This window comes from Flavobacterium sp. SLB02, assembly GCF_009664855.1.
In the GTDB taxonomy this organism is placed as follows: domain Bacteria; phylum Bacteroidota; class Bacteroidia; order Flavobacteriales; family Flavobacteriaceae; genus Flavobacterium.
In genome coordinates, this window is the sequence record NZ_CP045928.1 from 4,446,391 (window position 1) to 4,463,006 (window position 16,616).

Annotated in this window: 7 protein-coding genes; all 7 read right to left on the minus strand. The window is 35.0% G+C overall.

The features are described from left to right. Nucleotides 1-7,215 carry a cell surface protein SprA gene (sprA, locus tag GIY83_RS16580; RefSeq protein WP_194618039.1) on the minus strand — a complete coding sequence of 2,405 codons (7,215 nt, stop codon included), beginning with the start codon at nucleotides 7,213-7,215 and terminating at the stop codon, nucleotides 1-3. A 24-nt stretch (nucleotides 7,216-7,239) separates the two neighbouring features. Beyond that, entirely contained in the window at nucleotides 7,240-7,821 is a 582-nt protein-coding gene (ruvA, locus tag GIY83_RS16585; RefSeq protein WP_194618038.1) for a Holliday junction branch migration protein RuvA, read from the minus strand. A gap of 66 nt (nucleotides 7,822-7,887) precedes the next feature. Beyond that, a complete protein-coding gene (locus GIY83_RS16590; protein ID WP_194618037.1) occupies nucleotides 7,888-10,179 on the minus strand; it encodes an NADP-dependent malic enzyme in 2,292 nt (763 codons plus the stop codon). 157 nt (nucleotides 10,180-10,336) lie between these two features. Continuing rightward, nucleotides 10,337-10,762: a CBS domain-containing protein gene (locus GIY83_RS16595; RefSeq protein WP_194618036.1), complete on the minus strand. Its 426-nt coding sequence runs from the start codon at nucleotides 10,760-10,762 to the stop codon at nucleotides 10,337-10,339. A 690-nt stretch (nucleotides 10,763-11,452) separates the two neighbouring features. Beyond that, a complete protein-coding gene (locus GIY83_RS16600; protein ID WP_208682550.1) occupies nucleotides 11,453-13,471 on the minus strand; it encodes an OmpA family protein in 2,019 nt (672 codons plus the stop codon). Nucleotides 13,472-13,485: 14 nt separating this feature from the next. Beyond that, on the minus strand, nucleotides 13,486-14,397 hold the full coding sequence (locus tag GIY83_RS16605) for a type IX secretion system membrane protein PorP/SprF (protein WP_194618034.1): 912 nt from the start codon (nucleotides 14,395-14,397) through the stop codon (nucleotides 13,486-13,488). 54 nt (nucleotides 14,398-14,451) lie between these two features. Further along, a partial coding sequence (locus GIY83_RS16610; protein WP_208682552.1) for a gliding motility-associated C-terminal domain-containing protein occupies nucleotides 14,452-16,616 on the minus strand: 2,165 nt, incomplete at its 5' end.

Genomic DNA, 16,616 nt, shown 5'->3' on the forward strand with positions numbered 1-16,616 from the left:
TTAATTTCCGAAATTATATCGAAGTGTAAACCCTGATCTAATGTTCGTTAAAGGAAATGATGTCGAAATTACTGCTTTTGAGAACGAGTGATCGTAATAGAATATGGCGGTTAGGTTTTTACTAAACGAATAATCTGCAGTAAGTTTTAATGCCCATATATTCTGTCCTGCCGCTAATTGATTGTTATCATAATCTAAATAACGTACCAAGGTTTCATTTTTTCTAAGAGAAAAATCAGCTTTGATATTGATGTCACTTTTGATAATTCCGGTTGGACTATCAGCCAGTCTTGATGAGAAAATAACATCTTTAAAACGATATCCCATACCTACTATATACTCCATACCTTTTACTTCAGTCAATAAATTATTATCAAAACTCATTGATAAAGCTCTGTCTTTTTTGATTTCGGTAAGTATCCTTAAAGAACTTTTCAGCTCAAAATCTACCCGGATAAGCGGACTAAACTGCTCGACCAAATTGACATTTGACATGATGGTTTTATTAAAGAAATTGGTATTCACATCTTGCCCGCCCGGTTTTTCGGTATAATCAAAATTAGACCTGAACTGGTTGATCGTATACGATGCACGGTAATTGTGCTGCAATGAAAAACGCTTAAACTTATCTTTAAAATATTTATAACGCATCAAACCATTATACTTGATACTCCAGTTTGGGATAGGGAAATTTTTAAAAATACTGGTTGAACTACTTGAAGCGTCTCCTCCTGAATAAGCGGCTAAAAATGCCGGCAACAAAACCGCCTGATTACTTTTTGTATATCCTATTGGATAGCCCAGGTTGGCCATATATATTTTATAATTCGCATCTGTTTCTGCCGGAACAGGATTATTTACATCTCCGTATCTCGGGATGGCTGTCCCGGAACCATAGCGTTCTTCTGCCAAACGGTTCGCAATAATTAAACGATTGTCTCTAAAATCATCAAATGCTGAAGATTCAGTTGCATTACTTGTAGAGAATGCTGTTTTAATTAATACAGTCGAAATCGAGAACATACCATATGTATACGGTGATAATGGTGTGTAATTTCCATTTACAACACTATACTGCTCAGATGTATTTTCAGAATAAGCACGATCCATAGCCAAATCTATTTTAAGATCCGGCAGTAAATCAATATTCGCCGTAACTTTTAAAAGCTTATTGGTTACTTGTGTAAAACTTTGATTGAAATCCTGATAATCGGTCAGCCAGCCTCTTTTAGCAGCTTCATAACGCACATCATCCTGACTTCCGAAAATAAATCCTAAAGTTGGTCTTGATGTACCAAAGAAACCTACACCTGGTGTATAACCTGGTAAAACTGTTCCGCTATTTTTAGTATAGTTAACCTGTATATTTTTTATACTTGTCAAAATACCAATCATACCATCATAAAACGGACTGCTGCTTGTTACAGGTTTTGCTGTATTTACAATTTTCTCTCCTGGTTTTGGCGGCGCTATTGGTTTAGGTTTTGCAGCTGATTTCGATCCCGGTGTTAAACCCAAATATTTGTACAACGTATTCATGCTTAAAGTTGTCGTAAGCGTATTTGAATTCGCATTTTGAATTGTATTTCCTAAATTATAAGTAGAGAATGATCCATCCGGATTTTGCTCTTCATATTCAGAAAAAGCAGTCGAAGAACGCTGCCAGTTATAGTCAGCTGTATAAGAATAAGATGCTTTTACAAAACTAAAAACCGGAATTTTATTAATAGGAATTTCATAATTCAGCACTAATTGTTGTAAGTGTTGGTTTGGAGTTCCAATATCCAGATAATCGTCCCAAATATTAAAATCTTCTTTTGGGGTATTATCATCATTCAAAAAGTTTCTTACTATATTATTTGATGCAGCGGTATAATTTATTTTTAATGATTTTGTCAAATTATAACCAAAACCATATTGATAATTAAATGCAAAATTTCTTCTGTACAACGGATCAAGACCAATTCCCTGCACCTCGACTTCTCTAAACTGCTGACGGTTACTTTGTCTTAAAATATTGGTATTAAAAGTAATATTAGAAGGCAGGTAATTAAAATTAAAATCACTTAGCAGTTTCCAATACTCGCTTTTTTTCATGAATTTAGTTTGCTTGAACGGTACTACTTCTTTAGGCTGAAAAGTATAAGCATAGTTTACAGCTGTGTTCGATTGCTCATCAAGATAACTTTCTACTTCGTAGTCATGACGCTCTACCTGATTGTATGATTGCGAGAAAGTAAAATTCTCAACATCATAAACATGCGGTTTTTGTTCCGGTGCCCTGTCTTTTCTAACTCCAATAAAATTGATGCTTCTTCGTTTTGTATAATCAACCGCACGGGTTCTGATATTTTCTCTTTCTGCGGCATCAGTAGTTTCTCTCAATAACTGATCCAGTTTTATATCCTGATTAAACGGATCATATTCAGGTGTAATTACTTCTTCTCCGATAGCATAATTAAAAGGAAGGTTTATTCCCCATTTTGGTGGCAATAATTTACCTAAATTGATATTGGTAACAATATTATATTGCTGGATATCTTCACGATCTCTTTCGTTTGCACCTTGTTCTAAAGATCCAAAACCTATAGTACTCTTTTTACCCGTAGCAGAAACTGTCGCAAAGTCGGCCATATTGGTATCAATATTCAATATTGCAGCCATACCGCCTTTATTCTCCAGGTCAGCTAAACGAAGCTCATTAAACCAAACTTCTCCTTTTAGTCCTTTATGATCTGTTTTGCTCTTTACACCCACCATTAAATTTCGAACCAGACCAAAGTTAGGATTTCCTTTTATACCTAATGTAAGTTTACCATCTCCATCTCCTCCTGCAACATCCGGGTCATTATCCGGATAATAAATTCCATTAATATCCCTTTTACCTGAATTAATATCAATAGTCATGGCCTTAATTTTCATTTTGGTCAACAACTCAAGCGCTAAATCAATATTATTATCTTCAAGCCATACCTGATCAGGGCTAATCGCACAAGAGCCTCCGGTTCTGGTTACTTTTAACGGAATTTCGACCTGATAAAAGTTTTGTGTAAAGTCATTTCCAAAACGAATGAAACCAATCATTTCATCATCTGCCAAAGTATTTTCGTTTGGCAAAGATTCAGCGTGTAAAAACATTTTTAATTTTTTGTACTGACGCATGTCAACACTTACATTTTTAAAAACTGCTCTGGAATCCTGATATTGTAAACCTGCACCGCCAATACGCAATGCCAGTGATTGTTCGTTTTGATTGATAATGGTGTTGTTATTATACAACTGCTCTCTCTGAACTCCCGGAGGAACAACATAATTTACAGGACATTTTGTACTGTTTTCCTGAATATTAACTGCCGAAACATCAAACTCAGTACCGTCATTAGTTGGATCTGTGTCATTGGCATCCAATGATCCTGTATACCTTCTCCACTCTCCTCTTACCAAATCTAAGGCTCCAAAACGAACGGTCATCTGGCTGCTAAAACCAGTCATGAACATACGCATGAATCGAACAGACCTGAAATCTGTAATATTACCAATTGTATTTTGAGGCTGAGCAACGGGAATTTTAAACTGAATCCATCTTGCTGTTGTAGTGGAACCGTTTGGTAATTCGATATTACTTACATCACGGATATCTGTAATATAATTTTGTCCCACTTGCATTCCAGGCTTCAAATCGATGCTATATTCGTAATAAGCATTAATCGTGCTCATGGTATTGTCACGGTTAATATCCTCAACATCCGGTAAGGTAGTCGATCCTCTGTTTGGATCATCGATACTTACTGCCGAGTTACCCTCAGTTCCATTATAATTTTTATAACGATCAAGAACGCCTCCTTCAGTATTTAGGTAATACGTATAATCATCAGCAGCCGGATCCGATTCTCCTGCATAATTATTATAAACCTCCCCCTCTCTTGAGCTTGGCAATCCATCTAAACCAACATCCTGATTTCTACGATTTTCAGCATTGGTATCAAACGCATAAATTAAGGATTGTGACGCCGGAACATCTCCCCAAAGTGGTCTCGGATTTACCATTATCTGACCTGGTCCTAATCCGTTCTCATACTGTTTTCTTCCGTCTTTTAATACGTCCTCAGAAATTTCACCTAAGTTAAAATAAATTTTACCTGAATTACTAGCTGGTGCTTCTGCATTTCCAACATACGGATCTAAAACCCAAAACTGAATATACTCGACATTTCCCTGCTCAAAATTGGTCGAATTTAAAGCTCGCATAATACCTCCAAAATTTGAACTTGCAGGGCTTGTAGCAAAATTTGGATTATTATTATAAGGCCCTCTATCAGATGGATAATAGGTTAAGTCAAGTGTATTGATTACCTGAATTTGCCCCTGAGCAATATCTGTATTTGGATACAATTCTTTACTATAAACCCTTCTTGTTGTATTTAATGATAAATCATCATTTGAAATACCCGATGGTTTTGAGGAATAAAAAATAGGATCAATGGTGTACCAGGATAATTTTGCACGTTTAAAACCGTAATCTAAAGCGTTTGAACTTGCATTAAAGGTATTGTCGTTTATAGAATTCACAAATGGTGTCGAAGCTAAACTCCAGGCATATGCAGAACGCATATCAATGGTAGATTGCGAACCTTCAAAATCATCAACATATATTGTTGCTTCACCTTCAAAATCACTTGCTTTTGGTGCATCAGGTCTTAAAAAAGCTACTTCTCCTCGTATAGAAAGATTCGAAGGCACGTCAGTATCAATGTTTGGTAGTTTGTTTACTAATCGGGTTAAAAAAGGAACTTCGGTTGAATAATTTCCATTAAATCCAAAAATAGTATTGTTTACAGATTCCTGACCATAACTCGATTTTTGAGTAAATGGTTTTTCTGTCATTTTTAAAAAGGTCCCTCCAATAACAAAATTCTCAGAAATTTTATGTTCAATATTGAATCCCATAAATCTTCGGGTTTGTTGTCCGAAAATCGAATTGTTCTCTAACGAAACTTCAATAGGTGTATTGGAAGCCTGAAGCGACGGATCTAATATCTGAACGCGGCCTAATTGATAATCGACACTGTAATCGATACCTTCTACCAATCTTCGTCCGGCAGCCATTACCACAACAGAACCCTGAGGAACGTTAAATGCCCCAATTGGAATACCATTACTTCCTGATGATTTGTATTTTCCCCTTAAAAGGAATTTATTTTTATCACTGTCTTGTAAAGCTCCGGACTGTGTGTTTTTATACATGTTTCTAAACACGTATTTCTGTTGATTGACATTGTATGTGGTAGGATCATTATAAGATTCTCCTGAACCTGTATTTTGTAATTTTTTAAAGATAAGTTCTCCAAACGGCTCTTTGGTGGTAAAAATAATTCGTCCGTTTTGTACATCTACTGTTACACCTGGTATATAATCGAAGAAACCATCTCCTCCGGTTTGCGGATCGTTATTATAATTTAATCGATCTAAGTTAAACACATTCAATAATGGTGTCTGATCGACTTTGTTATCTGCTGTTGGGTTTGATGGAAAAGAACTTCCCTGAACAGGTGTTATATAGTTTATTGGGGAAGGATCTGTATAAAGTATGTTTAATCTAAAATCATCTTGTTTGATTTGGTAAGCCTGAGGAATTTGATACACGTTTTTCATCATCAGGTTCCAAACCGGATTTTGAACATTTGTCAAATTACTTTTCAGCATTTTCAAAACCAAACTTTGTGTAATAATAGCCTGATTGGCATTGTTGTTTCCTGTTACTACAGTTCCGTCAACTCCATCACTACCAAATTCTCCAACCTGATACACTTTACCTCCTATCGTATACTCAAACGCTACGGCCAGAATCTCATCATTTGCAAGACGCTGTTGTAAGGAGATATATCCTAATTGCGCATTAAAAGTAAATTCGTTTGTTGTTAATTTTCTGGCATTTTCAAGTACAGAATAATCTGTGGCTTCACTCGTATTAGGGTTGTTAAATCCGGATTTCGCCGTTACAATTTCTCTAATATTCGAATTTAAAAAAGCTCCTGGCTGACCAATTGTAGCCGGATCGTATTTATTATTCTTGTTATCTGTGGGTGAATCTATAGGATTATTAAAAAAACCTGTCGTAGGATTTATTACCACAATTTCGTTATCAGGAATACCCGTCATTTGCCCTTCACCTAAATCCTGAAGTGCTATAATATTTCTAAGGTTATTATTGTTGGTGCTTACTCTGTTTTGTTTATTGGTCACCCAAACCTCTATTCTTGTAATCTGAACACGGCTGTCTATGAATGGATATTTAACTAAAGAAGCGTCGTATTTGTTTCTAAAATATTGCGATAAGAAAAAGTGTCTGTCATTATCGTAATCTAAAGCATATAAATCAAAGTTTTGCACTGTTCCGCCACCTTCTGCAACTATATTCTTTGTTTGTGACTTCTGTTCTGAGAAAACACCTGTTACGGTTGTCTTACCAAATTGCAGCTGAGCCTTAACCCCAAATAAACTTTGAGCACCACGAATCAGTGTACTATTTAGTGGCATACTAACGTTACCAACTTCTACTTTTTGAATAATATCATCTTCATCAGGCGTGTAGGCCAGTTTGAAAAGGTTTTGAAAAGCAAATGTAGACTGCGTATCGTAGTTGGCATTTACCTCTAGTCTGGTTCCTACCTTCCCCATTAAGCTCATGCTTATTCTCTGATCAAAATCGAAAGTAAGGCTTGATCTGTTTCTTGGAGAAAAAGAAGGATTATCTTGCTTGGTATACCGAACCCCAAGGTCCATTTCTACTGATCCTGTTGGCTTTACATCGATTGTATTGCTACCAAAGACACTTTCGAAAAGACTGGAATTGATATAATATCGGGGTAATAAATCTTTTTTGGCAGCGTCACTTCCGGCTTTTTTACCATCAATTGCATCTGCTTTTTTTCTGAAATAATCTCTCCTGGATTCTTTAAGAACTAAGTCTTCGTATTCTTTAGGAGTTAATATTATAGGATAATTAATTGAGAAACCATCAACTGAGTTGGTATAAATATAACGATCTGTAATGGGATCGTACTTATAGGCAGAAATTACGCTTGGTGGATCTTGCAGTTCTACTTTTCCAACAGAGTATTGAGTTTTAGTTGTATCTTTAACCGCTGGATTTACTTGCGCACGCAAAACATTACCGCAAGACAAAAACAGTAAAAAAATACAAATTTTACGCATACAATTCGTTTATATAAATTGAATTTAAAGGCTTTTTAACGCTTTCTTAATGATTGTTTCTACAGTAGCTTCCGGATCTTCTTTTACAATTTTCTCCACTACTTTTTCGGAAGTTTTTCTAACAAAACCTAAAACTTCCAAAGCAGATAACGCTTCATCTCGATTTGTATTGTTTTGAACTACCGAAACTTCATCTAAATCGTACAACTTTAACACTTTCTCCTTTAAATCAAGGATAACTCTTTGGGCTGTTTTGTTTCCAATACCTTTTATTGACTGTATTGTACCCACATCTCCAGAGGCAATTGCGTTAATAATTTGCCTTGGCTCAATTGAAGATAACATTGTTCTTGCAATATTGGCTCCAATTCCCGAAACAGACAATAACATTCTGAATATTTCTCTTTCTGATTTCTCTACAAAACCAAATAAAGTATGCGCATCTTCTTTGATTTGAAGATGCGTATACAGTTTTATATTTTCTACATTAGGAATTAATGAAAAGGTATGTAAGGATATATTTACCTGATAACCAACACCTCCACAATCGATTACGACTTCGGTAGGATTTTTCTCTACTAACTTTCCCTGTAAATGTGCTATCATAGTATAATTTCTTAGGGTCAAATATAATAAAAATACGACAATATTATTCGATCCTTATTATTTATACTATTTCGCTAATTTATTTTTTTTATTTTCTTTTTCCTGAGCGTCAATAACCGCAATTGCTGCCATATTCACCATTTCTTCTACACTTGCTCCTAATTGGAAAATGTGAACCGGTTTGCCCATTCCCATCATAATTGGTCCAATTGAGTTTACTTTGTACAACTCTTTTAGCAATTTATAGGTAATATTAGCCGATTCTAAGTTAGGGAAAATCAGGGTATTTACTTTTTTACCTGCTAATTTAGAAAAAGGGAATTTCTCTGCAAGCATTTCCTGGTTTAAAGCAAAATCTGCCTGAATTTCTCCATCAACGATCAAATCAGGATGGTTTTTATGTAAATATGCTACTGCTTCTCTAACTTTTGAAGCACTCTGACTCGTAGAAGAACCAAAGTTTGAGAATGAAACCATTGCAATAACAGGCTCAACTCCAAACATTTTAGCTGTTTTTGCGGTCATAATAGCGATATTAATTAAATCCTCTGCTGATGGATTGATATTAATGGCTGTATCTGATAAAAACATTGGTCCACGAGAAGTCAGCATCATATTGGCAGTTGCAACCAGAGAAGCTCCGTGTGCTTTATCAATTAATTGTAACATTGGTTTTACAACACTTGGATAACTTCTTGTATGACCTGTTACCAAAGCATCTGCTTCTCCTTCATTTACCATCATTGCTGCAAAATAGTTTCTTTCGCGCATGAATTTTTGAGAATCAAGTAATGAAACTCCTCTTCTTTCTCTTGTTTCCCAGTATGAAGTTGCAAATCTGTTTCTTCTTGCTTCTTCTTCGTTTGTTTTAGGATCAATGATCTCTAATTCGGCATCAAAACCTAACTCCGCTTTAAGCTCTAAGATCACTTCTTTATTTCCTAATAAAATTGGAAAACCAATTCCGTCCTCGTGAACAATCTGAGCTGCTTTTAATACGTTTAATTGATCTGCTTCAGCAAAAACGATTCGCTTAGGATCCATTTTAGCACGGTTAGTAATCAAACGCACCATTTTATTATCATTCCCCATACGTTCGCGAAGCACATCTTCATAAGCTGCCCAGTCTGTAATAGGGTTTTTCGCCACTCCAGATTCCATAGCTGCTTTTGCAACAGCAGGTGCTACGATAGTAATCAATCTTGGATCAAATGGTTTAGGAATAATGTAATCTCTACCAAAACCTAGTTTTGTTGCGCCATATGCCACATTTACCTGCTCAGGAACTGGTTCTTTTGCTAATATTGCTAATGCTTTTACAGCGGCCATTTTCATGGCTTCGTTAATTTTCGTAGCTCTTACGTCCAGCGCTCCTCTAAAGATATATGGAAAACCTAAAACGTTATTTACCTGATTAGGAAAGTCTGAACGTCCTGTAGCCATAATAACATCTTTACGAGTTTCTGTAGCTAAATTATAATCGATTTCAGGATTTGGATTTGCCATTGCAAAAACAATCGGATTGTCTTTCATCGACAATAACATTTCAGGCGTCAGAATATCTCCAGAAGATAATCCGATGAAAACGTCTGCTCCTTTTATAGCTTCTGCCAACTCAATCTTAGGACCGTTTACAGCATATTTTAATTGTAATTCTGATAGTGAAGGGTTGTCTTTTGTTAAAAGTCCTTTACTATTAAACATTTTAATGTTTTCAACTTTCACGCCTAATAAAACATATAAATCAGTACAAGCTATTGCAGCCGAACCTGCGCCAGAAACTACTACTTTTACATCTTCGGCTTTTTTGCCTGCTAATTCAAGTGCATTGATCAAAGCTGCCGAAGAGATAATTGCCGTACCATGCTGATCATCATGCATTACAGGAATATCCAATTCTTCGACCAGTCTTCTTTCAATTTCGAAAGATTCCGGCGCTTTGATATCTTCAAGATTAATTCCTCCAAAAGTTGGAGCAATATTTTTTACTGTCTGAATAAATTCTTCAATATCCTTTGTTCCGATTTCAATATCAAAAACGTCAATATCAGAAAATATTTTAAACAATAATCCTTTTCCTTCCATTACTGGTTTAGAAGCTTCCGGACCAATATCCCCAAGTCCTAAAACAGCTGTACCGTTTGAGATAACGGCAACTAAATTTCCTTTTGCTGTATATTTGTAAACGTCGTCTACGTTTGCTGCAATTTCTAAACATGGTTCTGCAACTCCTGGCGAATAAGCCAAAGACAAGTCTCTTTGGGTTGCGTATTTTTTTGTTGGAACTACCTGAATTTTTCCTGGAGTTGGTTCTGAGTGATACAGTAACGCTTCTCTTCTTTTACTCTCTTTGTTCATTTATTTTAGCTTTTATTCTAGCTTACAAAGATATAAGTCTTGGTTTAAAATGGCGTATTTTTAAAGTTTTCTTTTCTTAAAATAACATTTAGAGACACCAAAAAAATAGTCCACTATTGTTTGGACTATTTGATAAAGCTTGTTTTTTGAATTTCTTCTACTGAGAAATATAAGAGTTTAAGTGATTTATGGTATCTTTTTGAATTTCAATAATTGCTTTCACAACGTCGCTAATAGAAATTATTCCTACTACAATCCCATCTTCCAAAACTGGTAAATGTCTGATTCTTTTAGTGCTCATTAATTCCATACAATTTTCTAAATTATCTGAAAGTTTTACCGAAAAAACGTTGCTCTCCATAATTTCATGAACAAAAGTCTCTTTTGATGACTTGTCTTTCAAAACAATTTTTCGAGCATAATCCCTTTCAGACAATATTCCTTTTAAATCGGTGTCATCGATAACAAGGATGGCACCTATGTTTTTCTCTCCCATCACTTTTAAGGCTTCATAAACCGTTGTTGATGAAAGAACCGAATAAACATTTTTTCCTTTTGCGTTTAGTATTTGATTTACAGTCATATCTGAAAAATTTTAGATCTATAAAGTTAGAAAAAAATGAACACACACAACAACGAAATCGATTTTTTAAAACCTAACCAATTCATTTTAAACATAATAAGTTAAATTTCAAATTAAAGAAATTTTACCTTAAAAAAATGAATGAATTTTAATACTTTTTTGCGAAAAATGCAGGTTTATTGGAGATTATAGATTTATTCTAAATAAAAAAGGGATTTTATTTGCCTCCAATTGTCCCAACAAGACAAATCACATTTCGCCCCCATTCATTGGCTACCGACGATTTATCCTAATGGGGTATTTCGCGAAACTCCACTAGGAGTTATGGATTGGTTGAAAAAAAATATAACGCTCGGATATCTGAATGAATAATTTTAATCAGGAGCTTATCCCGCACACGAGCCTGAAAGTGCGAACTGGCGAAGCAATACGTTTCAATCTTTTGTGGCTCCCGATAGCTATCGGGACGCCACAAAAGGATTTCCACTATCTATCGGGGCTCGGTAATCGTTTTCATAAGAATCTATTTTGCTTAATTTTCGTCAGAACGATTTGTCTTTATTATAATTATTTTGTAAACATTAAATAAAATCTAAATGCTGTTTTTTAAACTGGACTAAAGTCCAGTTGGTTTCAAATAAAAAGTCCCTTTTCTAAAGAGAAAAGGGACTTTTTAAAGTTTTATTTTTTTTACAAATTAGTAATAATAAATTCGCTTCGTCTGTTTTGTTGATGCTGCTGTTCTGTACATTTTACTCCATCGGCACATTTATTAACTAATTGTGTTTCTCCAAATCCTTTTGCTGATAATCTAGCACCATCAATTCCTTTACTAATTAACCAGTTTTTAGTCGATTGGGCTCTTTTTTCTGATAAAATCATATTACTAGAATCTGATTGTCGACTATCTGTATGCGAACGAATATCAAGCGTTAATGTTGGGTATTGCTTTAGTACATCAACAATTTTCTGCAATTGAGGTTCTGACGTTTTTCTGATTGTAGCTTTACCTAAATCAAAAAAGTTCATAGGGATATTAAGTATTTTCGCCAAATCTGTGCCAACTGCAATAGGTTTCATTTTTACAGATTTAACAGATACTGTTTTAATCATTATCGTTTTTGCTACTAACGGAATCGCTTTCTTTTCTAACGAAATAGGCAAAATTGTTTTTCCATTTTCTTTTTTAATTGACAATGGAATTTCTTTTATTTCATAATCAGTTTTTGATGTCTTTATAAAATATTTTTTTCCACATTTTACCTTCGAAAAAGTGTAGTTTCCTTTTTCATCTGTAGCAACTTGCTGGGCATTTTGTCTGGTTTCATCAAAGAAAATTAAAGTTACATTGGAAAGAATTTCATTTGTTTCTGAGTCTGTAACAGTACCTGATAACTCCTGTTCGCAAATTAGTCTTTTGGTTTCAGTAAATCGATAAACATCATCTAAACCATTACCAGTAACTCTGTTTGAAGAGAAAAATCCATTTCTTTTTTTACTATTAATCACAAAAGCAAAATCGTCTTGTTTACTATTTACGGGTTCCCCAACGTTTTGAACTTCATCAAAAGTTTCATCTTCCTGAATTTTTGAAACAAAAATATCAAGCCCGCCCAAACCAGGACGTCCGTCTGACGCAAAATAAAGTTCATTTTCTTCTGAAATAAAAGGGAATGTTTCTCTTCCCTCTGTATTGATGGAAGGACCTAAATTTATGGGGGTTCCATAAGTTCCATCTCCATTAATACTTACTTTATACAAATCAGATTGCCCTAATGTTCCCGGCATATCTGAGGCAAAATATAACGTTTTTTCATCAACACTTAATGTAGGATGTGCAGTGCTGTATTGATCACTATTAAAAGGAAGTTCTTTTATATTTTTCCACTTACCATCTATTAATTCTGAGCTGTATAATTTTAGCAGTGTTACCTGTTTGTCGTTCGCTCCTCTTTTTCCGTCTGTAAAATTATTTCGGGTAAAATACATGGTTCTACCATCTTTTGTAAAAATGGGGGTCGACTCATTATACTTTCCATTTTCTTTGCTTCTAAATTTTTTTGGTTCACTTACATTTCCGTCCGGCATTAATTCTACCATATATAATTTAGAAAATGATTTATTTGTCCATTTGAAATTATTTTTAGCAACCCCTCCCGTATCCCGAGCCGAAGTAAAAACGAGTTTATTATCATAAACAGCACTTCCATAATCAGAATAAGAAGAATTCATTCCGGCATCAGCAATATCAAATCGCCCGGAATTAAATTTTATATCTTCTAAATAATTTTTATCGTTTCTAATTAAATCTGCTCTTTTTTCTGAAGTTGCTTTTTCATTAAATTTTGCTAAAACTTCATCTGCTCTATGATAGTTTCCAACGGACTTAAAACATTGGGCATATCTGTATAAATATTCCGGTTCCTGAACTTTGTTTACTTTAAACAATTGGTCATACCACTTTAAAGCGTCCCTTAGTTCACCAATAAAATAATATGAATTTCCTAATCGTCTTAATATTTTTTCATCTGTCGTACCTTTATAAATAAGTTCTTCATAACCTTTTATGGCATCGACATAAGCATAGTCTTCGTAGTTTTTATCTGCGGAGTACTTTATTTCTTCGGAAGTTGGTACGGGTGCTTGCGCATTTATTTTGAAGAAAAAACATAAAAATAAAACGCTCAGGTTTAGACTTTTAATTCTCATAGTTAGGTATTTAATTAGAAGAATCTTGGAGATATCATCTTATTATAATTATTAAAAAACTCAAAACGAAGGAAAATTTCATGTGATCCTGAATTATATCTTCTTAAATTGGTTGTTTCATGATCGTATCCGTATCCTATGTATAAACCGTCTGTTACCTGAAAACCTGCCATTGCACTTAATGATGCGCTCCAACGGTATGCAAGACCTATTACAAATTTATCATTGAACATAAAGTTACCCGAAACATCAACCTGCAAAGGAGCTCCCTGAACCATTTTTGTTAATAACGCCGGCTTAAATTTTATGTACTCTAAATGATCTAAATTAAAGACATAACCTGCCATGAAGTAGTAGTTTATTTTATCTTTGAAAATTGCGGTGTCATCATCATCGTATCTTTTGGTTTCGATAAAATTAGGCACGGACAATCCTACATATGCTTTATCTGAATGCCAATAAATACCTGCTCCTATATTGGGGGTAATTTTATTATCTAAATTTTGAAATTGCAGATCACCCTTAGTTTCAGGATCTAATTTATTCATATCTAAATTAAAAAGATTCGCTGTGGCTTTTATACCAAAGGAAAGTTTATAGGTTTCAGATGTTGGAACTGTATAAGACAAATCTGCTGATAACGTGTTTTCGTTCGTTGGACCAATTTTATCATTTACTAAAGAAACTCCTAATCCTAAATTGCTGTTACTTAAAGGCGTATTTATCGAGAAAGTACTGGTTTCAGGCGCGCCATCAAGCCCAACCCATTGTGTACGATACAATCCAAAAACACTTAAAGCCCCTCGAGAACCTGCATATGCAGGATTTATCGCAATGGTATTGTACATATATTGTGTATACTGAGAATCTTGCTGCGCCGAACACACAACCGTGAAAAACATGAAAATTAAAACTATCTTTTTCATTTAATAAGGCTTTAAAAAAACGACCTGACTAACCATCAGCCCGCTTATATTTTTTTACTTGTTGATATATAAATAACCTGAAAGTTCATGCGGATTTGAGCCGCTGTCTTTGTATTTTAGAATATAGAAATAGGTTCCTACTGGCAATCCTTCAGATTGTTTTACGGTTGTACGTCCTTCAGAGAAACCTTTAAAAGCACGGTCGTCGTTGTTGTAATTATCAATATCGTAAACTAAAACTCCCCAACGATTATAAATTTCTACTGTATTGTCAGGATAACATTCTAAACCGCGGATATAAAATCTGCTATTGATATCATCTCCGTTTGGAGAGAATGCATTGAAGACTTTTATTGCGCAACCATTTAGCCCTAACACTGTAGGTTTGTCTCCCGTTTCGTTTTCATCATCTGATAAGTCATCCACAACAACTCCTTTTGCACTTCGCGCCTGAACACTCGCCTGATTACTTACACTTCCTTTGTTGATATCGCTTTGTGTAATTTTGTAAATAGCAGTAAAATTATGTTGGTCGGATTCGTTTACATTTAAATTAATGGCTTGTCCTGAAACTACTACACCCGGTAATGGATCTGCGATCATAACGCCCGTTAATGGAACATTACCGGTATTGGTTACTTTAAATTTATAAGTAATCGTTTCTCCTGCATTAGCAAATCCGCTACCGTTTTCATCATTAAATACTGCTGTTTTTATGATTGCAATAGAAGGAACTTCCACAAAAACGCTTAGTGTTGCCGAAGCGCAATTGTTTGGATTCGATTTTTCACAAACCTGATATGTTAATGAATAACTTCCTCCAGGTGTATTTGGTTTCACATTTACAGTTCCGTCTGAATTGAATTCAAAATACGGACTTGGTGTATTTGAAAGCACAATCTCAAGAGGATTAACCGGCAATCCTTTTACTAAATCATTATCTAAAACATTGATAAACTCAAGAGCACCATTTATTCCGTCAACATTTACTATGCCATCATTATTAGCAATGATCTGTATTAATGGAGTTATTGGCGGATTATTCACTACTGAAATTTTCGCAATTGCCTGGCTGCAATTAGTCGTTGGGTTTAAAGCTTCACAAATTTGATATGTTAATTCATAAGTTCCTGTTGGTGTTCCCGGTTTTATTTCGATAATACCATTTGCTTTTAAAATCAAATTAGGATTTGGAACAAGAGTCGTTAAAACAACATCTGAAGGATTAACCTTCGATCCGTTTAACGTATCATTATCAAATATACTTGTTGTTGAACTTTGCCCTTTACTAGTATCTACAGTTCCTGCATTATCGTTATTTGCTTGTAAAGCTCCTGGTTTTACCGTAACTTCAATTTTATTTGTAGCACAGTTTGTTGGGTTTAAAAGCTCGCAGATTTCATACGTTAACTCGTAATTTCCTGCTGGCGCGTTGGCTCCTAGAACTGCGTTTCCGTTAGTATCAATTGTCAAATATCCTTTTGGATCTGTGCCCGGAGTTAATTTTACATCCGATGGATTTAATTTTGTTCCGTTTTTTGTATCGTTATCCAAAACATTGATAAGCGTCTGAGAAGTATTTCCTCCCACTACTGATCCTGCTGAGTCTAAATTAGCCACTAAATCTGCTGCTGTTACAACAACTGTTGATGTTGCTGTTGAACAGTTTGTGGCAGGATTATTATTATCACAGATGGTGTATTCTACATCGTAACTTCCTGCTTTTACTCCTGCACTTACCCTTACAGTTCCGTCTGTAGGATTCACTGTAAATCCTGTTGGAGCAGTTGCTCTTAGGGTAACTTCTCCCGGATTTGATCCAATTACAGCCTGAACTCCGTTTAATGTATCCGATGCAATAAGCGAAGTTGTGCTTCCCCCTGTGCTTCCGTTAATTGGACCTAAGTTTTCTTTTACTGCAAGGATTGCAGGGGCTGTTACCGTAACTTCAATTTTATTTGTAGCACAGTTTGTTGGGTTTAAAAGCTCGCAGATTTCATACGTTAACTCGTAATTTCCTGCTGGCGCGTTGGCTCCTAAAACTGCGTTTCCGTTAGTATCAATTGTCAAATATCCTTTTGGATCTGTTCCAGGAGTTAATTTTACATCCGATGGATTTAATTTTGTTCCGTTTTTTGTATCGTTATCCAAAACATTGATAAGCGTCTGAGAAGTATTTCCTCCCACTACTGATCCTGCTGAGTCTAAATTAGCCACTA